25 protein-coding genes are annotated in these 22,046 nt (G+C 72.4%); 12 read left to right on the top strand and 13 right to left on the bottom strand.

Annotated features, from left to right (window positions below):
* Positions 1 to 57: 57 nt before the first annotated feature.
* Positions 58 to 3,303, top strand: coding sequence for a GH92 family glycosyl hydrolase (locus MUY22_RS17305; RefSeq protein ID WP_247060910.1), 3,246 nt, complete (start codon positions 58 to 60; stop codon positions 3,301 to 3,303).
* 63 nt (positions 3,304 to 3,366) lie between these two features.
* On the opposite strand, the gene MUY22_RS17300 is transcribed toward MUY22_RS17305, so the two are convergent.
* The 5 genes from MUY22_RS17300 to MUY22_RS17280 form a co-directional block, all read right to left on the bottom strand.
* On the bottom strand, positions 3,367 to 3,627 hold the full coding sequence (locus MUY22_RS17300; protein ID WP_247060908.1) for a hypothetical protein: 261 nt from the start codon (positions 3,625 to 3,627) through the stop codon (positions 3,367 to 3,369).
* Complete coding sequence (locus MUY22_RS17295; protein ID WP_247060906.1) at positions 3,624 to 4,583, bottom strand: TNT domain-containing protein; 960 nt, start codon at positions 4,581 to 4,583, stop codon at positions 3,624 to 3,626. The genes MUY22_RS17300 and MUY22_RS17295 overlap by 4 nt, the downstream gene beginning before the upstream one ends.
* A 110-nt stretch (positions 4,584 to 4,693) precedes the next feature.
* Positions 4,694 to 5,623: a hydroxymethylglutaryl-CoA lyase gene (locus MUY22_RS17290; protein ID WP_247060904.1), complete on the bottom strand. Its 930-nt coding sequence runs from the start codon at positions 5,621 to 5,623 to the stop codon at positions 4,694 to 4,696.
* Positions 5,623 to 6,189, bottom strand: coding sequence for a PH domain-containing protein (locus MUY22_RS17285; RefSeq protein WP_247060903.1), 567 nt, complete (start codon positions 6,187 to 6,189; stop codon positions 5,623 to 5,625). Before MUY22_RS17285 ends, MUY22_RS17290 begins: the two co-directional genes overlap by 1 nt.
* A gap of 85 nt (positions 6,190 to 6,274) precedes the next feature.
* Positions 6,275 to 7,075 carry a biotin--[acetyl-CoA-carboxylase] ligase gene (locus MUY22_RS17280; RefSeq protein WP_247060901.1) on the bottom strand — a complete coding sequence of 267 codons (801 nt, stop codon included), beginning with the start codon at positions 7,073 to 7,075 and terminating at the stop codon, positions 6,275 to 6,277.
* An 81-nt stretch (positions 7,076 to 7,156) separates the two neighbouring features.
* Here MUY22_RS17280 and MUY22_RS17275 point away from each other — a divergent pair, with 81 nt between their 5' ends.
* Positions 7,157 to 8,230 carry a C40 family peptidase gene (locus MUY22_RS17275; protein WP_247060899.1) on the top strand — a complete coding sequence of 358 codons (1,074 nt, stop codon included), beginning with the start codon at positions 7,157 to 7,159 and terminating at the stop codon, positions 8,228 to 8,230.
* Between the two features lies 1 nt (position 8,231).
* On the opposite strand, the gene MUY22_RS17270 is transcribed toward MUY22_RS17275, so the two are convergent.
* Positions 8,232 to 8,660: a hypothetical protein gene (locus MUY22_RS17270; protein WP_247060897.1), complete on the bottom strand. Its 429-nt coding sequence runs from the start codon at positions 8,658 to 8,660 to the stop codon at positions 8,232 to 8,234.
* Between the two features lie 106 nt (positions 8,661 to 8,766).
* Between MUY22_RS17270 and MUY22_RS17265 the strand changes: the two genes are divergently transcribed.
* A complete protein-coding gene (locus MUY22_RS17265; protein WP_247060896.1) occupies positions 8,767 to 9,105 on the top strand; it encodes a VOC family protein in 339 nt (112 codons plus the stop codon).
* Here MUY22_RS17265 and MUY22_RS17260 read toward each other — a convergent pair whose 3' ends face one another.
* A complete protein-coding gene (locus MUY22_RS17260; RefSeq protein WP_247060895.1) occupies positions 9,106 to 10,131 on the bottom strand; it encodes an alkene reductase in 1,026 nt (341 codons plus the stop codon).
* Between the two features lie 64 nt (positions 10,132 to 10,195).
* Between MUY22_RS17260 and MUY22_RS17255 the strand changes: the two genes are divergently transcribed.
* Entirely contained in the window at positions 10,196 to 11,083 is an 888-nt protein-coding gene (locus tag MUY22_RS17255; RefSeq protein WP_247060894.1) for a sigma-70 family RNA polymerase sigma factor, read from the top strand.
* On the opposite strand, the gene MUY22_RS17250 is transcribed toward MUY22_RS17255, so the two are convergent.
* Both MUY22_RS17250 and MUY22_RS17245 read right to left on the bottom strand, forming a co-directional pair.
* Positions 11,040 to 11,387 carry a hypothetical protein gene (locus tag MUY22_RS17250; protein ID WP_247060893.1) on the bottom strand — a complete coding sequence of 116 codons (348 nt, stop codon included), beginning with the start codon at positions 11,385 to 11,387 and terminating at the stop codon, positions 11,040 to 11,042. The genes MUY22_RS17255 and MUY22_RS17250 overlap by 44 nt on opposite strands.
* Positions 11,388 to 11,398: 11 nt before the next feature.
* Positions 11,399 to 12,397: a GlxA family transcriptional regulator gene (locus tag MUY22_RS17245; protein ID WP_247060892.1), complete on the bottom strand. Its 999-nt coding sequence runs from the start codon at positions 12,395 to 12,397 to the stop codon at positions 11,399 to 11,401.
* Positions 12,398 to 12,468: 71 nt separating this feature from the next.
* Between MUY22_RS17245 and MUY22_RS17240 the strand changes: the two genes are divergently transcribed.
* Entirely contained in the window at positions 12,469 to 13,236 is a 768-nt protein-coding gene (locus MUY22_RS17240; RefSeq protein WP_247060891.1) for an NAD(P)H-dependent oxidoreductase, read from the top strand.
* A gap of 58 nt (positions 13,237 to 13,294) precedes the next feature.
* On the opposite strand, the gene MUY22_RS17235 is transcribed toward MUY22_RS17240, so the two are convergent.
* Positions 13,295 to 14,044: an SDR family oxidoreductase gene (locus MUY22_RS17235; protein WP_247060890.1), complete on the bottom strand. Its 750-nt coding sequence runs from the start codon at positions 14,042 to 14,044 to the stop codon at positions 13,295 to 13,297.
* Positions 14,041 to 14,892, bottom strand: coding sequence for an NAD(P)-dependent oxidoreductase (locus MUY22_RS17230; protein WP_247060889.1), 852 nt, complete (start codon positions 14,890 to 14,892; stop codon positions 14,041 to 14,043). The genes MUY22_RS17235 and MUY22_RS17230 overlap by 4 nt, the downstream gene beginning before the upstream one ends.
* Positions 14,893 to 14,974: 82 nt before the next feature.
* On the opposite strand from MUY22_RS17230, the gene MUY22_RS17225 reads away from it, so the two are divergent.
* Positions 14,975 to 15,334 carry a helix-turn-helix domain-containing protein gene (locus tag MUY22_RS17225; RefSeq protein ID WP_247060887.1) on the top strand — a complete coding sequence of 120 codons (360 nt, stop codon included), beginning with the start codon at positions 14,975 to 14,977 and terminating at the stop codon, positions 15,332 to 15,334.
* On the opposite strand, the gene MUY22_RS17220 is transcribed toward MUY22_RS17225, so the two are convergent.
* Entirely contained in the window at positions 15,306 to 16,496 is a 1,191-nt protein-coding gene (locus MUY22_RS17220; RefSeq protein ID WP_247060885.1) for an FAD-dependent monooxygenase, read from the bottom strand. The two genes, MUY22_RS17225 and MUY22_RS17220, sit on opposite strands and share 29 nt — an antisense overlap.
* Positions 16,497 to 16,569: 73 nt before the next feature.
* Between MUY22_RS17220 and MUY22_RS17215 the strand changes: the two genes are divergently transcribed.
* Positions 16,570 to 17,142 carry a TetR/AcrR family transcriptional regulator gene (locus MUY22_RS17215; protein WP_247060884.1) on the top strand — a complete coding sequence of 191 codons (573 nt, stop codon included), beginning with the start codon at positions 16,570 to 16,572 and terminating at the stop codon, positions 17,140 to 17,142.
* Here MUY22_RS17215 and MUY22_RS17210 read toward each other — a convergent pair.
* Positions 17,139 to 17,702, bottom strand: coding sequence for a flavodoxin family protein (locus MUY22_RS17210; RefSeq protein WP_247060882.1), 564 nt, complete (start codon positions 17,700 to 17,702; stop codon positions 17,139 to 17,141). The genes MUY22_RS17215 and MUY22_RS17210 overlap by 4 nt on opposite strands.
* Positions 17,703 to 17,782: 80 nt before the next feature.
* Here MUY22_RS17210 and MUY22_RS17205 point away from each other — a divergent pair, with 80 nt between their 5' ends.
* The 5 genes from MUY22_RS17205 to MUY22_RS17185 are packed head-to-tail and all read left to right on the top strand — an operon-like array spanning position 17,783 to position 22,043.
* Positions 17,783 to 18,199, top strand: coding sequence for a MarR family winged helix-turn-helix transcriptional regulator (locus MUY22_RS17205; RefSeq protein WP_247060880.1), 417 nt, complete (start codon positions 17,783 to 17,785; stop codon positions 18,197 to 18,199).
* 56 nt (positions 18,200 to 18,255) lie between these two features.
* Positions 18,256 to 19,047: an SRPBCC family protein gene (locus tag MUY22_RS17200; protein WP_247060878.1), complete on the top strand. Its 792-nt coding sequence runs from the start codon at positions 18,256 to 18,258 to the stop codon at positions 19,045 to 19,047.
* Between the two features lie 34 nt (positions 19,048 to 19,081).
* Positions 19,082 to 20,173 (top strand): sensor histidine kinase, encoded by a 1,092-nt coding sequence (locus MUY22_RS17195; RefSeq protein WP_247060876.1) that lies wholly within the window; start codon positions 19,082 to 19,084, stop codon positions 20,171 to 20,173.
* On the top strand, positions 20,170 to 20,811 hold the full coding sequence (locus MUY22_RS17190; RefSeq protein ID WP_247060874.1) for a response regulator transcription factor: 642 nt from the start codon (positions 20,170 to 20,172) through the stop codon (positions 20,809 to 20,811). Before MUY22_RS17195 ends, MUY22_RS17190 begins: the two co-directional genes overlap by 4 nt.
* Positions 20,812 to 20,840: 29 nt before the next feature.
* A complete protein-coding gene (locus MUY22_RS17185) occupies positions 20,841 to 22,043 on the top strand; it encodes an FAD-dependent monooxygenase (protein WP_247060872.1) in 1,203 nt (400 codons plus the stop codon).
* Positions 22,044 to 22,046 lie beyond the last annotated feature (3 nt).

Below are 22,046 nucleotides of genomic sequence, written 5' to 3'. Positions count from 1 at the left end.
GCTCTCTGACAACGTTGTCAGCCCCCGCGGTGACCCGCTCACCCCGGGAGGAAGAGCATGCGCAGAGTCGTCACCGCGGCTTTGATCGTTCCCCTCATCACAGCCGTGGCCACCCCCGCCCACGCCGAGCCCGACCACGCCAAGGACCTCGCCGCCTACGTCAACCCCTTCGTCGGCGCCAAGGCCGGCGACACCCCCGAGACCAACACCTACGCCGGCGACACCTTCCCCGGCGCCGACGTCCCCTTCGGCATGGTCCAGTGGAGCCCCGACACGCCCCTGCAGCCCAAGCCACCCGCCGGGCAGGGCCGGTACTACGCCCGCGACCGCGACGGCGGTTACGCCTGGGAAGAGAACAAGCTCCGCGGCTTCAGCCTCACCCACTTCAACGGCGCCGGCTGCGGCGGCGCGGCCGGTGACATCCCGTTCCTGCCGTTCGCGGGCACCATCACGACGTCGCCCGCGGTCGACGCCACCCAGTACTTCCCCACCTTCAGCCACCCCGACGAGTCCGCGTCCCCCGGCTACTACAAGGTGACCACCGGCTCCGGCATCACCACCGAGCTGACCGCGACGCAGCGCTCCGGCCTCGGCCGGTTCACCTTCCCGAAGAACTCCCCCGCGACGCTCCTGATCGACGTCGCCCAGTCCGCGATGGGCAGCGACGACGCGTCCGTGACGGTCGACCCGGCCACGCGGACCGTCGAAGGCTGGGTGTCGAGCGGGCACTTCTGCCGTGGCCCCAACACCTACAAGGTTTACTTCACCGCCTCCTTCGACCAGCCGTTCTCGACGTCCGGCACCTGGCAGAACGCCGCCGTGACGCCCGGCGCAACCACCGCCCGCGGCGGCGACCTGAGCAAGGACACCTGGGACAAGCAGGTCGTCACGCCCGACGGCGGCGCGGGCGCCTACCTGAGCTTCGACCCGGCCAAGCCGGTCCAGGTCCGCGTCGGACTGTCCTATGTAGACGCCAACGGCGCGCGGCTCAACGCGAAGACCGAGCAGCGGCAGGACTCCTTCGACACCGTCAAGGCCAAGGCCCGCCAGAGCTGGAACGCGCGCCTGAACCAGATCGCCGTCGAAGGTGGCACGGACGCGGCCACGCGCACCTTCTACACCGCGCTCTACCACACCCTCCTGCAGCCGAACGTCTTCTCCGATGTGGACGGTCGCTACCCCGGTTTCGACAAGGCGATCCACCGCGCGAAACCGGGCCACGCGCAGTACGCGAACTTCTCCGGCTGGGACACCTACCGCGACGAGGTCCAGCTGCTGTCGATGCTCGCGCCGCACGAGGCCGCCGACATGGCGCAGTCCATGCTCAACCAGGCGAACCAGGCCGGCGGCGTCTGGGACCGCTGGTCGCAGAACAACGACTTCATGGGCGTGATGGGCGGCGACCCGTACCACTCGATCATCGCCAGCACGTACGCCTTCGGCGCCACGGACTTCGACGCCGCGCAGGCGCTGAAGTCGATGGTCACCGGCGCCACCCGCGTCCAGCAGGCGGGTGAACGCGCCCTCGAACGCCCGGGCCTGTCCGACTACCAGACACTGGGCTACCACCCCAACAACGTCTCGGACATGCTCGAAGACACCACCGCCGACTTCGGCATCGCACAGCTGGCGCAACGGCTCGGTCAGAAGAGCACCTACCGGCAGTTCATGACCCGCGCGCAGTACTGGGAGAACGTCTACAACCCGGCCACCGGCTACCTGCAGACCCGGATGCGCGACGGCCAGTTCCTCTCGCCGTTCGATCCCGCGGAGTACCAGGAAATGCGCTACCAGGAAGGGAACGCGGCGCAGTACACGTGGATGGTGCCGTACAACGTCCGCGGTCTCTTCGACGCGATGGGCGGCGACGACGCCGTCAAGAAGCGTCTCGACTTCTTCTTCACGAAGCTGAACAGCGACGCCAGTTCGCCGTACGCGTTCATGTCGAACGAACCGTCGTTCGAGGTGCCGTGGGAGTACGCGTACGCGGGCGCGCCGTCGAAGACGCAGGACATCGTGCGCCGCTCGGCGGAGCTGCTGTTCAAGCCGTCCGAAGACGGCCTGCCCGGCAACGACGACCTCGGCGCGACGTCGGCGTGGTACGTCTTCGCCGCGCTCGGCATGTACCCGGAGGCGCCCGGGCGCGCCGAGATGGTGCTGGCCAGCCCGATGTTCCCGAAGATCACGCTCACCCGGGCGACCGGGCAGCGGCTCACGATCACCGCGCCCGGCGCGTCCAGCTCGGTGAAGTACGTGAAGAGCCTGAAGGTGAACGGGAAGGCGAGCACGAAGCCGTGGCTGCCGGAGTCGTTCGCGGTGAACGGCGGCCGGCTGGACTTCACGCTCGGCACGTCGCCGACGTCGTGGGGTTCCGGCGCTTCGGACGCTCCGCCGTCCTTCCGCGACGGCGAGGTGCCGGTGCGCGGCCGCGTCGGCCCGGGCCGGATCGTCGTCGCGCCCGGCGGCTCGACCACCGCGTCCGTGACGGCCGAAGGCATCACCGGCCAGGGCAGGGTGACCTGGCACGCCAAGCCGCCGGCCGGGATCACCGTGACGCCGTCGAGCGGGACGCTCACGGTGGGCGCCCACGGCACGGCGTCGCAGCAGGTGAAGGTCACCGCTGCCGCCGGGACGCCGGACGCCTACACGAGCGTGCCGGTGGAGTTCGGCGGGCAGCTGCCGTCGTACCTGCCGGTGACCGTCGGGAAGCCGGGGACGCTGCAGGCGGCGAGCACGAACGTCGGTGTCACGGACGACCGGTTCGTCCAGTACGGCGACTTCGGCGGGACCGACCTCTACCCCGGCCAGTTCGCCTACTCCGCGCAGGGCCTGGCCAAGAGCGGCGTCAAGCCGGGCGGGAAGGTGCGGGAGTTCACCTGGCCGTCGAGCCCGGCCGGATCACCGGACAACGTGATCGCCTCAGGGCAAACGCTTGCGGTCGACGCCCCGGCGGGTGCGACGAAGCTGTCGTTCCTCGGCTCGGCGACCGGCGGTGACGCGCAGGGCAGCGTCACCGTCACCTACACCGACGGCTCGACGCAGCAGGGCGCGCTGGGCCTGTCGGAGTGGCTGCTCCAGGGCGGCACGGAGACCCCGCAGTTCGGGAACACCGTCGTCGCGCAGGTGCCGTACGTGAACTCGGCGTTCCCGCGGTACATGTTCCGGCTGTCGCGGCCGTACACGTCGTACCTGTTCGCGACGGCGCCGATCGCCCTGGACCCGGCCAAGCAGGTCTGCGGCATCACCCTGCCGACGTCCACCGGCGCCGGCGCCGCGCACGTCTTCACCTACGCCGTGAGCTGAGCCCCAAAGCCGTGAAGGCCTCCTTACCGGCTCTTATGGCCGGGAAGGAGGCCTTCACGGCTTTTACTTGCCCGGCAGCAGGCCGACGGCGCCGCGGGCGACCTGCGCCCAGGCCAGCCGGCCGAAGAGGTAGTGGCACGCGACCTGTTCGCTGGTGAACCGGGCCCAGTCGTAGCGGTTGCCCTGTTCGCGCCAGAACACCTCCCACGCCCCGTCTTCGCCCTGCATCAGGCACCAGGCGTTGTCGACCTCGGCGCCGAGCGAGACGACCTCGGTCGGCACCCCCAGCACGCCGAGCCAGCGCTGGATCGACTGCGTGTTCATGCGTCCTCCCCCTTGGCCTCGGCCAGGTAGCCGAGGGTGACGAGTTCGTCCGCTCCCAGCAGGGCCCGGTACCGGGTGCCACCGCCGACCTGACCGAACCAGTGCGCCGATTCCGAGCGCCACATGGGCACCTTGCGCACGACGACGTACCGCCGGTACTCGGCGTCGCGCGTGCCCGGCGGCAGCGAGCGTTCCCCGAACGGTGTGCCGTCGGCGGCGAAAACGCGCCCGTACGCCGGTCCGAAGCGGTCGAGCACGGTGTCGACCGGGACCATCACCGGCACCGCGCGGTACAGGCTGCCGTCGGGGTACTGCTCACCCGGCGGCCAGGCGTACTCGGGCCCGAGCGGGCCGTCACCGAGGACGAACCGGCGGATCCACACGGCCTGCGTCGCGTGCGCGTACGGCACGTAGTCCGCGGTGACGTACCGCGGGACCGGCAGCGGCGCCGCGGTCGGCGACCGGCGGAACCCCGCGGTGACGTTGGTGAGGGCCTGGTCGTCGAAGATCAGCCGGGCGTCCGGGTGGTCGTTGGGCGGGAAGCCGTCCGGGTCGTCGGGCAGCGGCAGCTGCAACGCGGGCTTGTCCATCGCGATCGGCAGGTGCCCGATCGGGAACATGTGGACCAGGAACAGCGCGACAACGCTTTCCCGTTCCGTGCGCGGCGAGCCGAGCGGCGGCAGCGGCGTGGGCGAGCCCGGGCTCATCGGCGGGCCCGCGACCGGCGGTGGCGGGCCGGCGGGTGCCGGCGGGGCCGGGGGCAGCGGGTACGGCGGCAGCAGCGGCGACACCGCGTGCGGCCACGGCGCGGGGCTGCCCGAAGGCGGCGTCGGCGCCTCTTCGAACGCGCCCGAGTCCGTCAAGCCGTAGCCGGGCAGCCGGATCGGCCCGGTATCCAGATCCGGGTCGAGGTCGACCTCGACCGGCTCGGAGCCCGCCTCGGAAGGCTCGGTCACACCCATCCTCCGGCTCGGTCGGTGCCCACGGGCACAGAACTCTTCGACGCGGCCGCGGCGCTGCCGGTCCCCCTTGATACCGCACCCCGCCACAGCCGGGTCAACCGAGGTCAGCTCAGCGCGGCGACCACCCGGGACGGGCTCGGGCGGCCGAGCTGTCCCGCCATCCACGTACTGGTCGCCACCAGGGCGGCCAGGTCGACGCCGTGGGCGACGCCGAGCCCGTCCAGCATCCACACGAGGTCCTCGGTGGCGAGGTTGCCGGTGGCCGACTCGGCGTATGGGCAGCCCCCGAGGCCGCCCGCCGACGAATCCACAGTAGACACTCCACATCGGAGCGCCGCGAGGGTGTTGGCCAGAGCCTGACCGTAGGTGTCGTGGAAGTGCACGGCCAAAGTACCGACATCGCCGAACAGCCCGATCAGCGTCTCGACCTGCCCCGCCGTCGCGACGCCGATGGTGTCGCCGAGCGAGAGCTGCGTGCAGCCCAGCTCCAGCAGCCGGCGGCCCGCGCCGGCGACCTGCTTCGCCGGCACGACGCCTTCCCACGGGTCGCCGAAGCACATCGACAGGTAGCCACGGACGTCCAGCCCGGCCTCGCGGGCCCGCGTGACCACCGGCTCGAACATCGCGAACTGCTCGTCGAGTGAGGAGTTGAGGTTCTTGCGCGCGAACGTCTCCGTCGCGCTCGCGAAGATCGCGATGTGCTCGACGCCGGCTTCGAGGGCGCGGTCCAGGCCGCGCTCGTTCGGCACCAGCACCGGGTAGCGGACGCCGTCGCGGCGGTCCAGCCCGGCCAGCAGCCGCTCGGCGTCGGCCAGCTGCGGCACCCACTTCGGGTGCACGAAGCTGGTCGCCTCCAGCGTCGTCAGGCCCGCGGCGGCGAGCCGGTCGAGGAACTCCAGCTTGACCTCGACCGGGACGATCGTCTTCTCGTTCTGGAGGCCGTCCCGCGGGCCGACCTCCCAGATCGTGACCCGCTCCGGTAATTCACCCGCGGCGGGGACCCGTTCCGGCAGGCCCAGTTCACGCGTGCCCATCAGCGTCGTCGGTCGCCGCGCGGTTGCGGCGGCAACGGCTCGGTCTGCTGGGGCGCCGGCGCGTGGTAGTCGTCGTTCGGGTTGTCGTTGACCTCGCGGTAGATCACCGTGTGCACCCGCTCGACGTGCGGGATGTCCTCGAACCGCAGCGGCTCGTGCGACGCCGACTCGATGATCAGCGTGCCGCAGCCGAAGACCCGGTCGAGCAGGCCGTGCTCGAACTGGACGCTGTTGATGCGGCTCATCGGGATGTCGATGCCGGTGCGCTTCAGCACACCCTCGCGGGCGATGAGGCGGTCGGTCGTCACGATGAAGTGGGTGGTGCGCCAGCGCACGAACGGCGTGAGGAACAGCCACACGACCAGCACGAGAGCGACCACCCCGATGGCGATCAGCCCGACCGTGTTCCACGGCGAGCCGGCGTCCCTCGCGAGGATCGCGAGCCAGGTGCCCGCGCCCAGGGTGACCAGCAGCGCGAGCGTCGGGAAGATCAGCATCTTGAAGTGCGGGTGACTGTGCACCACGACGTGCTCTTGCTCGCTGAGCAAATCGTCCGGATAAGCCACGGCGGACGCTCCCAAGGTCGGTGCGGCGGTGTCGTCCCACCGTACCGGCGAGACGCCTGGCCGGTACGTGCAACGCCCCAAACTTTCAGGCCGGGCGGACGTGCACCACGTCACCCGCGAACACGGTGTGCCGCTGACCGCCCGCCATGTCGACCTGGAGCTGCCCCGCGGCGTCGATGTCGGCCGCTCGGCCGACGAGGGACGTCCCGTCCGGCAGCTGCACCTCGACGTCCTGGCCGAGGGTCGCGCAGTGGGCGCGGTAGTCCCCGAGCAGGCCGGCTTCGGTGAGGTCGCCGGCCGCGTAGCGCCAGCGCCGTTCGAGGTCGTCGAACTCCGTGAGCAGCGCGATGGCGACGTCGGTGCGGTCGGTGGTCGTGGCGCCGTGCTCGGCGAGCGACGTCGCGGGCAGCCCGCCGGGCCCCGGCCGGACGTCGCCGAGCGGCAGGACGTTGAGCCCGATCCCGAGCACGATCGAGGGATCGGTGCCGCCGACGGCCTCCGCGAGGATGCCGGCGCACTTCGCGCCGCCGACGAGGACGTCGTTCGGCCACTTCAGCACGGCGTCGACGCCGAGACCGGCGGCGGCCGCGCGGACGGCGAGCCCGGCGACGACGGACAGTGACCCGAGCGCCGCGAACGACACGCCGGAGGGCCGCAGCGCGACGCTCAGGTACAGCCCCGCGCCCTTCGGCGAACTCCAGCTCCGGGCGCGCCTGCCGACCCCCGCGGTCTGCGTCTCGGCCAGCAGCACGGTCCGGTCCGCGGCGCCGTCGTCGACGGCTTTGCGCAGGTCGGCGTTGGTGGACCCGGTCGTGTCGACGACGTCGATCTTCGCGTAGCGGTCCTTGAGCGCCGCGCTCAGGCGGGCGGCGTCGATCTCAGGCATGTGCCCACCATATGGGAGTCCCCCTAACGTGCAAGCCGCTCGCTCGTTCACACAGAGGTGCGCTCTTCTAAGTTGGACCCCGTGACGACCAAGCCGACTTCCTGGGCTCGTGGTGCGGCCCTGCGCGGCCTCGTCGCGCTCCCGCTCGTCGCCGGGCTGGTCACGGCGGGCTGGCTGCTGGCGGACCGCACCCCGGAGCCCGCACCGGCCGCCGCGCCGCCGCTGCCGACGGCCGCCGGCGCGGCGTCGGGCCCGTCGGTCCTCGAGGTGAGCGCACCGGTGAAGGCCCAGGAGCCGGGTCAGGGCGCGTCCGGCGCGGGCGGCAAGACCCCGCTGCAGCAGTGGGCCGACCAGCTGGCCGGGCCCCTCGACATCCCCGCGAACGCGCTCATCGGCTACGCCAACGGCGAGCTGGCGCTGCGCGGCGAAGACCCGTCGTGCCACCTGTCGTGGGTCACGCTCGCCGGCGTCGGCTCGGCCGCGTCGAACCACGGCCGCGGCGGCGGGAGCCTGCTCGGGCTGTCGGCGGCGCAGTTCAAGAAGTACGGCGCGAGCATCCCGGGCGTCGCGAAGCCCGCCGCGGACGACCCCAGCTCGGCGTCGGTCGCGGCCGGCCGGTCGCTCTGCGCGGGCGGCACCGACCTCGGCGCCGGCGCGGGCTGGTGGAAGGCGATCGCGAGCTACCACCCGGGCGGCGAGGCGGAGCTGTTCCGCCAGCGCGTGCTCGGCACGGCCCAGCTGTACGCGACGCTCTCGCTCGACCCGGCCCGCGCGGGCACCCCGTCGGTCCAGGCGGCCCGGTTCGCCCTCGGCCAGCTCGGCCTCCCGTACGTCTGGGGCGGCAACGGCCCGGACGCGGGCGCGGCCGGCTTCGACTGCTCGGGCCTGACGAAGGCGTCGTACGACAGCGCGGGCGTCGCGCTGCCGCGCACGGCCGACAGCCAGTTCCGCGCGATCCCGGCGGTCCCGCCGTCGCAGGAGCCGCGCCTGGGCGACCTGGTGTTCTACGGCAGCCCGGCGACCCGCATCCACCACGTCGGCCTGTACCTGGGCAACGGCCTGATGATCAACGCGCCGACCGAGGGCCAGGCCATCCAGATCCACACGTACCACTCGAAGGGCGACGACTACGCGGGCGCGGGCCGCCCCGCCTGAGTCACAGCTTCTGCTCGATCGTCTCCGGCTTGTAGGCGAACACCGCGCCGTCGGCGGCGAAGACGTGCCAGTCCTCGCAGATCCGGTCGGTCCGGGTCTCCGCGCCGTGCGGCCACCAGTCGGCGGTCAGCGTGGCCGCCGTCTTCGTGGGCGCGCCCAGCACGCAGGTCGGCGGCAGGGCCGCGGTCGTGAACTTCAGGAGCCGCTCGGATCCCGTGGTCCGGATGACCTCGGTGACCCCCTTCGCCTGGTCCGGCACCCAGCCCGGCAGCCGCGCGTCCTGGTTCTTCTTGCCGTCCGCGCCGCTGTCGTAGCCGACGGTCTTGACGTGCCCGTTCGCGTTCTCGTCGATGCCTTCCTTGAGACCGCACCCGGTCAGGGTGACCACCAGTGCCGCGCCGACGCCGATCATCTTCGTGCTCGTGTTCATGGGGACGAGCTTCGCGGCTCGGCGCGGTCACCCACATCGGTCGTCCGGTCGTGGCCGACTGGCCATCCGGCCGATTTTGTCGGTGGCCGCCGCTAGCGTCGGCGGCATGTACGAAGTCGACTTCGTCGAGTTCCCGTCCACGTCGTCCGCGGCGTCGGGCCGGTTCTTCGAGCACGCGTTCGGGTGGGCGGTCACGCCGTACGGCCCGGAGTACGCGGACGTCCGCGCGGCCGGGATCACCTTCGGGTTCCAGGCGGACGCGGCCGCGCAAGCCCCCGCGCCCCTCGTCACGATCCGCACGGACGACCTCGCGGCCGCCCGCACCGCCGTCGAGGCCGCCGGTGGGGTGGTCACGGTCGAGCCGTTCGGTTTCCCCGGCGGGCGGCGGTTCCACTTCCGCGAGCCGGGCGGGAGCGAGCTGGCCCTCTGGTGTCCGGAGGAGTGATCAGCCGTGGCACAGGTATCCGTCGACCCCGCCGCAGTAGTACGTCGCCGGGTCGCCGGCGGCGAGGTCGCGGCCGAGCGCGAACCGCGTCACCAGGTCCGGGTTCGCGACGAAGTGCCGGGCGTAGGAGACGGCGTCGGCGATCCCGGCCTCGACCACGGCGTTTCCCGAGTCCCGGTCGAAGCCGTTGTTGACGATCAGCGGTCCGTCGAACAGCCGCCGATAACGCGCGAAGGCGGCGAAGTCCGGGCCCGTGTCCGGTCCGCGCAGGTGCAGGTAGGCGAGCGAGCCCAGTTCGCGGACCAGCTCGTCGAGGTCGGCCCGGACACCATCGTCCACAGTGAACAGTCCCCCGGTCCAGTACGGCGCGAGCCGCACGCCCACGGCGATCCCGGCACCGGCCACGGCGTCGACGACGTCCAGCACCAGCTTCCGCCGGGCCTGCGCCGAACCGCCGTACGCGTCGCGGCGCCGGTTCAGCCGCGGGTGCAGGAACTGCGCGAGCAGGTAGACGCCGTGCGCGGCGACCTCGACGCCGTCGAACCCGGCGCGCCGGGCGTTCCCGGCCGCCGTCCGGTAGTCCTCGACGGTCCGCTCGATCTCGCCGGCGCTCATCTCCCGCGGCGTCACCGTGGGCCGCCGGCCGCTGGGCGTGTGCACGGACTCCGCCGGATCGACCGCGGACGGCCCCGCCGGCCGCGCGCCGAGGAACTCCGCGTGCGACACCGCGCCGGTGTGCCACAGCTGCAGCACGATCCGGCCGCCGAGCGCGTGCACGACGTCCGTGACCCGCCGCCACCCGGCGACCTGCTCCTCGGTGTGCACCCCGGGCACGTCCGGGAAGCCGACGGCCCGGTCGCTCACCCAGGTCCCCTCGGTGATGACGAGCCCGGCGCTCGCACGCTGCGCGTAGTACTCGGCGTGCAGGTCCGTGGGCACGCGGCCGCGGGCGCGGGTCGTCGGCGCCAGCACCACGCGGTTCGGCAGGCGCCAGTCGCCCAGGTCGGCCGGGGTCAGCAAGCTCATCGGTCACCTCGGGTCGCGGGGATTCGTCAGGAGAGCGACGGCTGAGGCGAGCGGAAGGTGACCGATGGACGAGCTGGCGGAACGGTTCGAGGCCGAGCGCGGCAGGCTGCGCGGGCTGGCGCACCGGATGCTGGGCTCCGCGGCCGAGGCGGACGACGCGGTCCAGGAGGCTTGGCTGCGGCTGAGCCGGGCAGACGGCGTCGACAACGTCGCGGCCTGGCTGACCACGGTCGTCGCCCGCGTGTGTCTCGACGCGCTGCGCTCGCGCAAGGCGCGCCGGGAGGACCCGGTCGAGCTGCTGCCCGAGCCGGCCGCCGACGCCGACCCGGCGGGCGAGGTGGAGCTGGCCGACTCGGTGGGCCGCGCGCTGCTCGTGGTGCTCGACGCGCTGGGCCCCGCCGAACGGGTCGCGTTCGTGCTGCACGACCTGTTCGCGGTGCCGTTCGACCGGATCGCGCCGGTGCTGGACCGCACGCCGGTGGCGGCGAAGAAGCTCGCCAGCCGCGCGCGGCACCGCGTCCGGGGCACGTCTCCCCTGCCCGCCACCGACCTCGCCCGGCACCGCCGGGTCGTCGACGCGTTCCTGACCGCGGCCCGCGGCGGCGACCTCGGCGAGCTGCTCGCGGTACTGGCCCCGGACGTCGTCCGCCGCGCCGACGCGGCCGCGTTGCCGGTCGGCGCGCCGCTCGAAGTCCGCGGCGCCCGCGCGGTGGCGGAGGAGACGCAGGTGTTCGGCAAGCGGGCGTACTTCGCGGAACCGGCGCTGATCGACGGCTTCGTCGGCGTGGTCGTGGCCCCACGCGGCCGGCTGACGCTCGCGTTGCTGGTGACGATCGAGGGAGAGCGGGTGGCCGGCTACGACGTGGTCGCCGACCCGGCGCGGCTGGCGGCGCTGCGGATCACCTTGGTCACCGCAGCACGACTTCGACCGGAACCGGCCCCGGCGGGATGACCGAACGGATCACCGGCGGCACGCGGACGTCGTCGGCTTCGAAGACCACCCGCAGCTGCTCGACGTCCGGGTCGGCCGGCAGCTCGGCCGCGCGGGCCGGCTCGGCCGGGCCGGGCCGGGCCGGGTCGACGTCGCCGGCGCGGGCGGCGGTCCACGCGGCCGCGCCGACCAGGAAGCGGTCGCGGGGGACGTCGAGGAGGTCGAACGCCACGTCGTCGTGGCGGGCCGGCGTTCCGTCGAGCCGGCCCGCATGCGGGCCCGGGTCGGTGAACCGGCTGTGGCTGACGTAGCACTCGCCGGCCACGCCGGCGGGATTCAGCCGGCCTGCGCGGCCAGTTCGCCGCGGAACGTGCCGCGGTAAGCGCTCGGTGACACGCCGAGTGCGGCCTGGAAGTGCTGGCGCAGGGACGCCGCCGTGCCGAAACCGGCTTCGGCCGCGACGCGGTCGACCGGCAGGTCCGACTCCTCCAGGAGCTGGCGGGCGCGCTCGACCCGTTGCTGCGTAAGCCATTGCAGCGCCGAGATGCCGACCTCCTCGCGGAAGCGGCGGGTGAACGTGCGGGTGCTCATGGCCTCGCGGGCGGCGAGCTCGCGCAGCGTCAGCGGCCGGTGCAGGTTCTCCAGCGCCCACGCGCGGGCGGCCTTGGTCGACGACGTCCGCGGCTCGGGCACCGGCCGCCGGACGAACTGGGCCTGGCCGCCTTCGCGGTGCGGGGACACGACCGTGCCGCGGGCGACCTCGTTGGCGACGGCCGCGCCGTGGTCGCGGCGGATCATGTGCAGCACCAGGTCGATCCCGGAGGCGACCCCGGCGGACGTCAGCACGTTGCCGTCTTCGGTGTAGAGCACGCACGGGTCGACCCGGACCTCGGGGAACCGCTCCTGGAGCTCCTCGGCGGAGCGCCAGTGCGTGGTGGCCGGGCGGCCGTCGAGCAGGCCGGCCGCGGCGAGCACGAACGCGCCCGTGCAGATCGACGCGATCCGCGCGCCCGCCGGGATCAGCTCCAGCGCGGCCTCGAGGGCCGGCGTCAGCACCCGCGCCATGGGCTCGTACTCGGCGCGGGACGCCGGGACGATCACCGTGTCGGCCTCGGCGATGACCTCCGGGCCGCGGTCGACCGGGATGGTGAAGTCGGAGTCGGTGCGGACCAGTCCCGGCTCGAGTGCGCAGGTCACGACCTCGTACAGCGGCTCGCCCGCCGCCGAGCGGGCCTGCCCGAACAGGCGGTGGACGATGCCGAGCTCCATCACGAGCATGCCGTGCCGGACCAGCACGGCGACGTGGTGACGCTCGGGGTGCGTGAATTCGGCCATGGCTCGATTCTTGCACAGGTTGGCCATCGGGCCACTCGATCGCGCCCGCGGGCGGCGTGATGATCGAGGTCATGAACGTCTTGTGGGTATTCGCGCATCCCGAGCCGCGCTCGCTGAGCGGGGCCCTCCGCGACGACGGGCTCCGGACGCTCAAACAGCTAGGTCACGACGTCCGGGAGTCGGACCTGTACGCGATGAAGTGGAACCCGGTCGTGGACGCGGACGACTTCGGCGCGGCAGCCGGGGACGAGCGGCTGGTCGTCGGGGCGACGTCCGCCCGCGCGTACGCCGGTGGTGAGCTGAGCGCGGACATCGTGGCCGAGCACGAAAAGCTGGCCTGGGCGGACGCCGTCGTCGTGCAGTTCCCGTTGTGGTGGTACGGCATGCCGGCGATCCTCAAGGGCTGGTTCGACCGGGTGTTCGTGAAGGGTTTCGGCTACGGCGTCCGCGCCGGGGACGGCCGCACGCTCCGCTACGGCGAAGGCAGGCTCGCGGGCAAACGCGCGATGGTGGTCCTGAGCGCGGGCGCCCGCGAACCCGCCCTCGGCCCGCGCGGGATCAACGGTCCGCTGAACGACATCCTCTTCCCGCTGCACCACGGGACGCTGTTCTACGCGGGGATGGCGGTCCTGCCCCCGGTCGCGGTGTACGGCGCGGACCGCGTGTCGCCGGCGGAGTTCGCCGAGTCCCAAGACCGGCTGCGCACGCGACTGTCCACCTTGGACACCGCGGAGCCACTGGGGTTCCGCACCCAGAACGGCGGCGACTACGACGACGACCTCGTCCTCCGCCCCGCCCACGCGCCCGGCGGCACCGGCCTCGCCATCCACCTCGGCTGACGTGCCGTGAGGGGCACCCTCAGGGCTTTGAAGTCCCTGAGGGTGCCCTTCACGGCGGTTAGGCGGGCAGGGTCAGACGCTGACCGAGGCCGCCGTCCACCGGGAGGTCCGCGCCCGTGGTGAACGTCGCGTCGAAGGCCAGGAACAGCACCGCCGTCGCCACCTCCTCCGCGGTCGCGTGGCGCTTCAACGGCGTCACCTCGTCGCCTGTGGCCTTGAACGCGGCCAGGACGGACGCGGGGACACCGGTCACACCCATCGTCGGCGTATCCGTGTAACCCGGGCTGACCACGTTCACCCGGATCCCGCGCGGGGCCAGCTCGGCCGCGTACGTCCGGGCGAACGACCGGACCGCCGCCTTCGCCGCCGAGTACGGGCCCATGCCGGCGATCCCCGCCTCCGCCGCGACCGACGTCGTGAACACGAACGAACCCCCGGGCCGCACCAGGCCCGCCAAGCGCTGCGCCGTGAAGTACGCGCCCTTGGTGTTGACGTCGAACGTGCGGTCGTAGACCTCGGGCGTCGCCGTTTCGTACGGCGTCAAGGTCGCGAAACCGACGTTGACGAACACCAGGTCCAGCTCGCCGAGCGTCTCCGCGGCGACCGTGCCCAGCGTGTCGATGTCGGCCAGGCTGGCCGCGTCCGAGGACAGCAGGTGAGCTTTGCCCGGCAGCTTTCCGCGCGACGACGAGACGTCGCGGCCGGTCAGCAGCACCTCCGCGCCGCCGTCGAGCAGCGCGCGGACCACCGCCAGGCCCATCCCGTGCGTGCCGCCGGTGACGACGGCCTTCTTTCCCAGGTACTTCACCGGATCTCCTCGATGACACTCGCGATCGCGTGCGCGCCGTGGCCCGCGTCGACCGCGCGGGTGAACAACTCCGCCAGCGTCGCGGGCACGACCGTGCTGATGCCCTGCGCCCGGCTCGTCTCGACCAGCAGCTCCAGCCCGGCCGCGTTGATGTCCAGGGCCGAGACGTCCGTCGTGTAGTCGCCGCTCGCCACCTGGGCGCTCATGCCGGTGAGGAACCCGCCGACCGCCGAGAGCCACGGCAACGCCATCGGCGTGAACCGCTCCGGCGTGATCCCCTCGGTGCCGACCAGCGCGAGCGCGTGCAGGTAGCCGCTCATCGTCGACCACATGATGCCCAGCAGCGCCAGGTCGTACAGCGCTGCGAGCCCGGCGTCCTCGCCGAGGAACACCGGCTCCCCCAGCACTTCCAGCACCTCGCGGTGTGCCTCGAACGCCGTGGCCGAGCCGCCGTAGAGGATCCGCGAGGCCGGCGTGCCGATGCCTTGCGGGACGGCCATGATCACGCCGTCCACGTAGTCGATTCCCCGCGAGGCCGCCCACTTCGCGACGTCGCGGGCCTGCTCCGGTGTGCCGGAGGTGAGGTTCACCAGCACCGCCGGCGTCAGCTCCTCCAGCACCGGCTGTTGAGTGTCGTGTGTGGACAGACAGCTGAGCACGACGTCGGCCGTGGCGACCTCCGCGGGCGTCGCCGCGAGCCGGGCGCCGCGGTCCAGCAGCGGGCCGGCCTTGAGCGGCGACCGGTTCCACACCACGACGTCGTGGCCCGCCCCCAAGAGCGCGCCGGCGAGGGCGGCGCCCATCCGCCCCAGGCCGAGCACGCCCACTTGTTTCTTGCTTTCTCCCATGCCCATCATGCTGCTGAAGCGCTTTACACTGGACAAGTACCGACTAATTGGTCGGGTACTCACCAAAACGTAAGGATCCTGCATGCTGACCCGAAGCTACCGGTGCGGGCTGGACGCCGCGATCGACGTCGTCGGCGGCCGCTGGAAGGCCCTGATCCTGTGGGCGCTGCACGCCGGGCCGCTGCGGTTCGGTGAGCTGCGGCGCAAGGTGACGGGGATCAGCGAGAAGATGCTGATCCAGGCGCTGCGGGAGCTGGAGGCGGACGAGCTCGTGCACCGCGAGGTGTTCCGCGAGGTCCCGCCGAAGGTCGAGTACTCGCTGACCGGCCTCGGTCAGCGGCTGAACACCGCGCTGCTGCCGCTGGGCGACTGGGGCGAGGAGAACATGGCCGGCATCGCTCGGCGCCGGGGCGTCACGCCGGCACCTTCGCATACTCCTTGAGCGTGATCGCGTTGCCCGCCTTGAGCGGCAGCTGCTCGATCACCTTGCGCCACGGCAGGTGCGGCAGCAGCCGCAGGTTGAGGTTACGCAGCCGGATCCACGCGCGGGTCGGCGGCACGAACCACTTCCCGTTGCCCTCACCCAGTTTCTGGCACACGGCGACGAACTCGCGCATCTCTTCGTGGTAGGCGGTGAACGCCGTCGCGTGGTCGCCGCCGGCCGCCGCGAGCTCGCCCGCCAGCACGTACGCGCCGACGACCGCCAGGCTCGTCCCCATGCCCGAGAGCGGCGCGGCGCAGTACGCGGCGTCGCCGACCAGCGCGACCCGGCCGGTCGAGTACGTGTCGAGCTTGATCTGGCTCGCCGAGTCGAAGTAGAAGTCCGGCGCCCGCCGCATCCCGTCGAGCAGGGCCGGCGCCTCCCAGCCCGCGTCCGCGAAGGTCTCCTCGACGATCCGGCGCTGACCTTCGACGTCGCGGTGGTCGTACGCGAGCGGCTCGGAACCGAACCAGAACAAGGCTTTCGCTTCCGCGTGGTCGCGGGCGCTGTAGACGCCGATCGTGCGGTTCGGCTCGTTGTAGAACCGGCCGACGTGGTCGAGACCGAGGTGGTTCGGCACGGTGAAGATCGAGACGTAGTAGCCGAGGTCATGGCGGTACCGGGACTCGTCGCCGAAGACGAGCGAGCGCACGTTCGAGTGCAGCCCGTCGGCGCCCACGACCAGGTCGAACTCGCGCGGCGCGCCGTGTTCGAAGGTGACCGTGACGCCGTCGCCGTGCTCGGTGACGCCGGTGATCGAGTCGCCGAAGACGTATTCGACGTCGCCGCTCGTGGCGTCGTACAGGATGCGCGAGAGGTCGCCGCGCAGGATCTCCAGCTCACCGCTCTGGAACGTCGGCGGCGTGACGACCAGCGGCCGGTTCCCTTCGTCCACATAGGTCACTTCACCCATGTTCGTCGCCGCCGCTTCGACCTGGCCGAGCAGGCCCATCCGGTCGAGGACGCGCAGTGAAGCGCCGCGGAAGTCGACGGCGTAGCCGCCTTCACGGAGCCGAGGGGCGCGCTCGACCACGGTCGGCGTGAAGCCGTAGCGGCGGAGCCAGAAGGCCAGGGCGGGGCCGGCGACGCTCGCGCCGGAGATGAGGACTCGTCTGTTCTGCATGCCGGCAACGGTAACCCGGATTTGGGCGATCGCGCAAGGCGATCGCCTAAGACGTTCGTGCTAGTCTCGGGACATGGGCAACAAGGACGCACTGCTGGCGGGCGCGAAGCGCTGTCTCAACGAGAAGGGCTACGCCCGCACGAGCGTGCGGGACCTGGCCTCGGCGGCGAACGTCAGCATGGCCGCGATCGGCTACCACTTCGGCTCCCGCGAGGCGCTGCTCAACACCGCGCTGATCGAGGCGAACGCGGAGTGGGGCGACACGCTGGCGAAGACCCTGCAGGTCGAGACGCCGCCGGACGCGTCGCCGGCCGAGCGCTTCGAGCTGATCTGGCAGCGGGTGATCGAGTCGCTCCCCGCGCACCGGCGGATGTGGGCGATGACGTTCGAGGCCTACACGCAGCCGGATCTCGACCCGGCCGTCCGCGCGCAGCTGGCGAAGGCGCTCGAACTGGCCCGCTTCGGGCTGGCGAACCTCTTCCAGGGCCTCGACGACGGCAGCCCCGAGGCCCGGGCCGTCGGCACCGTGCACCAGGCCCTGCTTTCGGGCGTGGTGCTGCAGTGGCTCGCCGACCCGGACCACGCCCCCTCGGGCGCCGACCTGATCCACGGCCTGCGCCTGCTCACGAAGGACGTCCTGGCTTAGGCGGTGACCAGGTCCGCGCCGGTGAAGAAGGTCGACGCGGCCGTCATGGCCGCGTCGTCCAGCAGGACGTCGCCCGGGCGGCTGCCGTTGCCCAGCAGGACACCGCCCCAGTTCATGCCCAGGTACTCCGCGCACAGCTCGAGGGTGCCGATCAGCGGCTGGGCCTCGCGCGCCGTCTCGCTCAGGGCGCTCACGCCCCACAACGACTTCCCGCGCATCCGCGGTTTGAACTCGACCGGCAGGCGCATCCAGCCGGACCAGTAGTCGAGGTACAGCTTCACGCTCGCCGCGACCGAGTACCAGTACACCGGCGACACGATCACGATGTCCGTCGCGGCGAAGGTCGCGTCCATCAGCAGCTGCTCGTTCGCACCGGGCTCCGGGTGTTCGCCGGCGCCGTGACGGCGATCCTCGAACGGCGCCAGCGGCACCTCGGGCAGCCGGATCCAGCGCTGGTCCGCGTCCTGCGGCAGCTCCTTCGCGGCCCGCCGGGCCAGCATCTCCGTGTTGCCCCCGGCTCGCGCGGCGCCGACCAGGAACAGGAAGCTGCGGTCGCTCATGATCAGGTCCCTCCAGTTACTTGCATGTACATATAAAGAGTGTCCCTACAGGTATCCTGAAGTCAAGAGGAGGTCGCGAGATGACCGTCGACGAACAGGCCTGGAGCCGGGTTCTGGTGCTGCACGCCCGCATCGAGCAGGAGCTGGGCAAGGCGCTGCACCGCCGCCACGGGCTCGGCCTGTCCGAGTACCGCGCGCTCGGCAAGCTGGCCACGAGCCCGAAGGGCGAGCTGCGGATGCAGGAGCTCGCCGAGGCGATCGGGCTCAACCAGAGCTCGGTCAGCCGGATGTGCGCGCGCCTCGAAGACGCCGGACTGACCGTCCGAGACCTGTGCGAAGACGACCGCCGCGGCGTCTACTCGGTGATCACCGACGCCGGCCGCAAGCGCCACGCTGAGACCGAGCCGACCTACGGCGACGTCCTGCGCACCGCGCTCGACAAGGCCGCGAGCGACCCGGAGCTGGCCACGGCGGTCTCTGCCGTCCGCGGCGCTTGACCCTCATATTCCGCAGTGGTTATATACCGGCACAGGCAACCTACCAGGAGGACGCCGTGCCCGCGAAGCTGCAGACCGTCGACGACCGCCCCGCGCTCCGGCTGGAACGCCGCCTGGAGCACGCGCCGGAAAAGGTCTGGCACGCCATCACCGACCCGGCCGAGCTGGCGCACTGGTTCCCGGTCGCCGTCGACGTCGACCTGCGCGACGGCGGCGCGATCCGGTTCACCTTCCCGAGCGCGGACGACGTCACCACGGGCCAGGTCCGCACCGTCGACCCGCCGCGCGAGTTCACCTTCACCTGGAACGACGACACCCTGCGCTGGCTGATCTCCCCGGACGGCGACGGCAGCCTCCTGGAGTTCACGCACACCTTCGGCCGCGGCGACCCGGCGATCGCGAAGCTCGCCGCGGGCCGCACGGCCGCGGGCTGGGACGTCTGCCTCGACACCCTCGAAGCCCGCCTCGCCGGTGAGAAGCACGAGCCGCCGGCGGACTGGCACGCCCCGATGGCGTCCTATGTGGACGACTTCGGCCTCGGCGACGGCGAGGTCCTCGAAGACGGCACGATCCGCTTCCGCCGCGACCTCGTCTGGAAGCCCGTCGACGAGGTCCGCGCGCTGCTGCCCGGCGAGCCCGGCTGGCACGTCGTCCACGACCCGCTCGAAGGCACCCGCGTCGAGTTCACGGAGGCCCCCGAAACCGACGTCGCCGCGCAGCTGGCCCGGCGGCACGAGCAGCTCGACAAGCTGTTCGCCGCCACCCACGGCGTCGAGCTGCCGGACTGGCCGGCCGAGCGCGTCGAGGCCGTGCGCAAGCACTACGCGGAGCGTCCGACTCAGGGTTGACGCGCGGCACGGGCGGCCGCATTACCGTCGGTTCATGCGATTTCGGACGGTCTTGGACGTCCTGGCGGCGGTCCTGCTGGGGCTCGGCGCCGGCGGCAACCTCGCCGCCGGGGCGTGGGCGCTGCCGGCTTGGCTGCCCGCCTGGCTCGGCTGGACGATCCTCGTCTCCAGCGTGGTCCCGATCGTCACGCGCCGGTGGTGGCCGCGGGTCACCTACGGCGGCTCCCTGGTGCTGACGGCGGCGGCCGTCCCGATCGGCGGGCCGGTGCTCGGGATCGCCGTCGTGGGTGCGGCGTGCGCGCTCTACATCGTCGTGATCCGGCTGGACAACCGGATCGTCCGCATCGGATTCGTGGCCGGGCTGGCCGTGGTCGGCGGGCTCCCGTTCGCGCTGCCGACGCCGAGCGTGTCGCAGGCGGTGAACATCGGCGCGGGGGCGCTGATCGCCGGGTACGCGTTCGGCCTCACCGTGCGCGCCCGCCGGGAACACGCCGTCAGCGAACGGGAGCAGGCGGTTTCGGCGGAACGGCTGCGGATCGCGCGCGAGATGCACGACGTCGTCGCGCACAGCATGAGCCTGATCGCGGTGAAGGCGGCCGTCGGCAACCACGTCGCCCTCGACCAGCCCGGCGAAGCGCGGGAAGCCTTGCGCGTCATCGAAGAGACCAGCCGCGAGAGTCTCGCCGAGCTGCGGCGGATGCTCGGTGTGCTGCGCGACGGCACCGGCGTCCCGGCGCTGGCCCCCGCCCCGACGCTCGCCGACCTGCGCGCGCTCGCCGGCCGCGCCGAGCAGGCGGGCCCGGCCGTCGACCTGGTCGTCGAGGGCCTCGACGAGCTGCCGAACGGCGTCGGGCAGTCGGTGTACCGGATCGTGCAGGAGGCGCTGACCAACGTCGTCAAGCACGCGGGCGCGACGACGTGCCGGATCCGCGTCACCGGTGAGGACGGCGAGGTACGCATCGAAGTCCGCGACGACGGCCGCGGCGGCACCGCGGAACCCGGCCACGGCCTGATCGGGATGCGCGAGCGCGTGGCCGTCTACGGCGGCGAGTTCAGCGCCGGTCCCGGCGAGCGCGGCTTCCGCGTTTTCGCGCGCCTGCCCTACGAACCGGCCGTGGCCCGGTGACCCGCGTCCTCATCGCCGACGACCAGGCGTTGCTGCGCGGCAGTTTCCGCGTTCTCGTCGACAGCGCGCCCGGGCTGACGGTGGTCGGCGAGGCGTCCGACGGCGTCGAGGCGGTGGCCCTGGCCCGGTACGAAAAGCCGGACGTCGTGCTGATGGACGTCCGGATGCCGGAGATGGACGGCATCGAGGCGACCCGCCGCATCTGCGCGGAAACCGAGGTGCGGGTGCTGATGCTGACGACGTTCGACCTCGACGAGTACGTCTACGCGGCCCTGCGCGCGGGCGCCAGCGGCTTCCTGCTCAAGGACACGCGCCCGGCGGACCTGCTGGCGGCGATCGGGATCATCGCCGGCGGCGACGCGCTGCTGGCGCCGTCGGTGACCCGCCGGCTGGTGGCGGAGTTCGCGCGGCTGCCGTCGGGTCCGGTGACGCGGCTGGACGGCGTGACGGCCCGCGAGCAGGAGGTCCTGACGCTGATCGCGCGCGGCCTGTCGAACGACGAGATCGCCGCGCGGCTGCACCTGGGCATCGCGACGGTGAAGACCCACATCGGCCGGCTGCTGCACAAGCTCGCGGCGCGGGACCGGGCCCAGCTGGTGATCGCGGCCTACGAGTCGGGGCTCGTCCGCACCGCCTGACGGCTACGGTGGGTCGAGGGAGGTACACCTTGAGTCGCAGCATCCTGATTTCCGGGGCCAGTATCGCCGGGCCCACCCTCGCCCACTGGCTCGCGAAGGCGGGCTGGGCGGTGACCGTCGTCGAGCGCTTCGACCACGTGCGCGAGCAGGGCCAGAACATCGACGTCCGCGGGGTCGGGCGCCAGGTCATCCGCCGGATGGGCCTGGAGGACGCCGTCCGCGCCGCCCACACCGGGGAGACCGGCACGGACTTCGTCGACGAGCACGGCCGCGCGATCGCCGCCTTCGCGGGCGGCACCGACGACACCTCCGGCGGCACGGCCGAGCTGGAGATCCTGCGCGGCCAGTTCGCCAAGATCCTCTACACCCACTCCAAGGACGACGCCGAGTACGTCTTCGGCGACCAGATCACCGCCCTGCACGACGACGGCGCCGGCGTCGACGTCGAGTTCCAGCGGGGTTCGCGCCGCCGGTTCGACGCCGTCGTCCTCGCCGAAGGCCTCCGCTCGCGCAGCCGGGCGCTGGTCATGCCCGACGCGCGGATCCACGAACTGGGCCTCTACAACGCTTTCCTCGCGATCCCGCGCACCGGCGACGACACCGACCGGTGGCGCGTGCTGCCCTGCGGGCACGGGCGAATGCTGTCGCTGCGCCCGGACAACCTCGGCACCACCCAGGCGTCGCTGAGCTTCACCTCCGACGTCCGCGGCCTGGACCCGCTCGGCCACGACGACGTCGCCGCGGTCCTGCGGGCGACCTTCGCCGACGTCGGCTGGGCGGCCCCGCGGGTACTCGCCGAACTGGACAACGGCTCGCTGTACTTCGAGGACATCGGCCAGGCGAAGCTGGCCAAGTGGAGCCGCGGCCGGATCGCGCTGCTCGGCGACGCCGCCTACTGCGCGTCTCCGGTCAGCGGCATGGGCACCACCCTGGCGCTGGCCGGCGCGTACGTCCTGGCCGGGGAGCTCGCCGGCCACGACGATCCGCGCGACGCCTTCACCCGCTACGAACAGGTGCTGCGGCCGCTGGTGGCGAAGGCGCAGCAGCTCCCGCCGGGGGCGCCGCAGATCGCCCACCCGCGCAGCCGCCTGCAGCTCGCCGCGTTCCGGACCGCCGTGCGCGTGGCGTCGTCGCCGCTGCTCGGCCGGGTCTCGGGCGTGGCGGGCAAGTTCATGACGCCGCCGGCCGAGGCGATCACGCTGCCGGAGTACCCGATCCCGGCCACCGCGTAGGTC

Origin of the sequence: Amycolatopsis sp. WQ 127309, from assembly GCF_023023025.1 — a bacterium.
Lineage (GTDB): Bacteria > Actinomycetota > Actinomycetes > Mycobacteriales > Pseudonocardiaceae > Amycolatopsis.
This window is presented reverse-complemented; position numbering and strand designations above follow the sequence as displayed.

What these genes read in the sequence shown, in the direction of transcription:
- MUY22_RS17305 (WP_247060910.1), top strand. Translation starts at nt 58, where the DNA reads ATGCGCAGAGTCGTCACCGCGGCTTTGATCGTTCCCCTCATCACAGCC.
- MUY22_RS17300 (WP_247060908.1), bottom strand. Translation starts at nt 3,627, where the DNA reads ATGAACACGCAGTCGATCCAGCGCTGGCTCGGCGTGCTGGGGGTGCCG.
- MUY22_RS17290 (WP_247060904.1), bottom strand. Translation starts at nt 5,623, where the DNA reads ATGGGCACGCGTGAACTGGGCCTGCCGGAACGGGTCCCCGCCGCGGGT.
- MUY22_RS17280 (WP_247060901.1), bottom strand. Translation starts at nt 7,075, where the DNA reads ATGCCTGAGATCGACGCCGCCCGCCTGAGCGCGGCGCTCAAGGACCGC.
- MUY22_RS17270 (WP_247060897.1), bottom strand. Translation starts at nt 8,660, where the DNA reads ATGAACACGAGCACGAAGATGATCGGCGTCGGCGCGGCACTGGTGGTC.
- MUY22_RS17265 (WP_247060896.1), top strand. Translation starts at nt 8,767, where the DNA reads ATGTACGAAGTCGACTTCGTCGAGTTCCCGTCCACGTCGTCCGCGGCG.
- MUY22_RS17260 (WP_247060895.1), bottom strand. Translation starts at nt 10,131, where the DNA reads ATGAGCTTGCTGACCCCGGCCGACCTGGGCGACTGGCGCCTGCCGAAC.
- MUY22_RS17255 (WP_247060894.1), top strand. Translation starts at nt 10,196, where the DNA reads ATGGACGAGCTGGCGGAACGGTTCGAGGCCGAGCGCGGCAGGCTGCGC.
- MUY22_RS17245 (WP_247060892.1), bottom strand. Translation starts at nt 12,397, where the DNA reads ATGGCCGAATTCACGCACCCCGAGCGTCACCACGTCGCCGTGCTGGTC.
- MUY22_RS17240 (WP_247060891.1), top strand. Translation starts at nt 12,469, where the DNA reads ATGAACGTCTTGTGGGTATTCGCGCATCCCGAGCCGCGCTCGCTGAGC.
- MUY22_RS17230 (WP_247060889.1), bottom strand. Translation starts at nt 14,892, where the DNA reads ATGGGAGAAAGCAAGAAACAAGTGGGCGTGCTCGGCCTGGGGCGGATG.
- MUY22_RS17225 (WP_247060887.1), top strand. Translation starts at nt 14,975, where the DNA reads ATGCTGACCCGAAGCTACCGGTGCGGGCTGGACGCCGCGATCGACGTC.
- MUY22_RS17220 (WP_247060885.1), bottom strand. Translation starts at nt 16,496, where the DNA reads ATGCAGAACAGACGAGTCCTCATCTCCGGCGCGAGCGTCGCCGGCCCC.
- MUY22_RS17215 (WP_247060884.1), top strand. Translation starts at nt 16,570, where the DNA reads ATGGGCAACAAGGACGCACTGCTGGCGGGCGCGAAGCGCTGTCTCAAC.
- MUY22_RS17210 (WP_247060882.1), bottom strand. Translation starts at nt 17,702, where the DNA reads ATGAGCGACCGCAGCTTCCTGTTCCTGGTCGGCGCCGCGCGAGCCGGG.
- MUY22_RS17205 (WP_247060880.1), top strand. Translation starts at nt 17,783, where the DNA reads ATGACCGTCGACGAACAGGCCTGGAGCCGGGTTCTGGTGCTGCACGCC.
- MUY22_RS17195 (WP_247060876.1), top strand. Translation starts at nt 19,082, where the DNA reads ATGCGATTTCGGACGGTCTTGGACGTCCTGGCGGCGGTCCTGCTGGGG.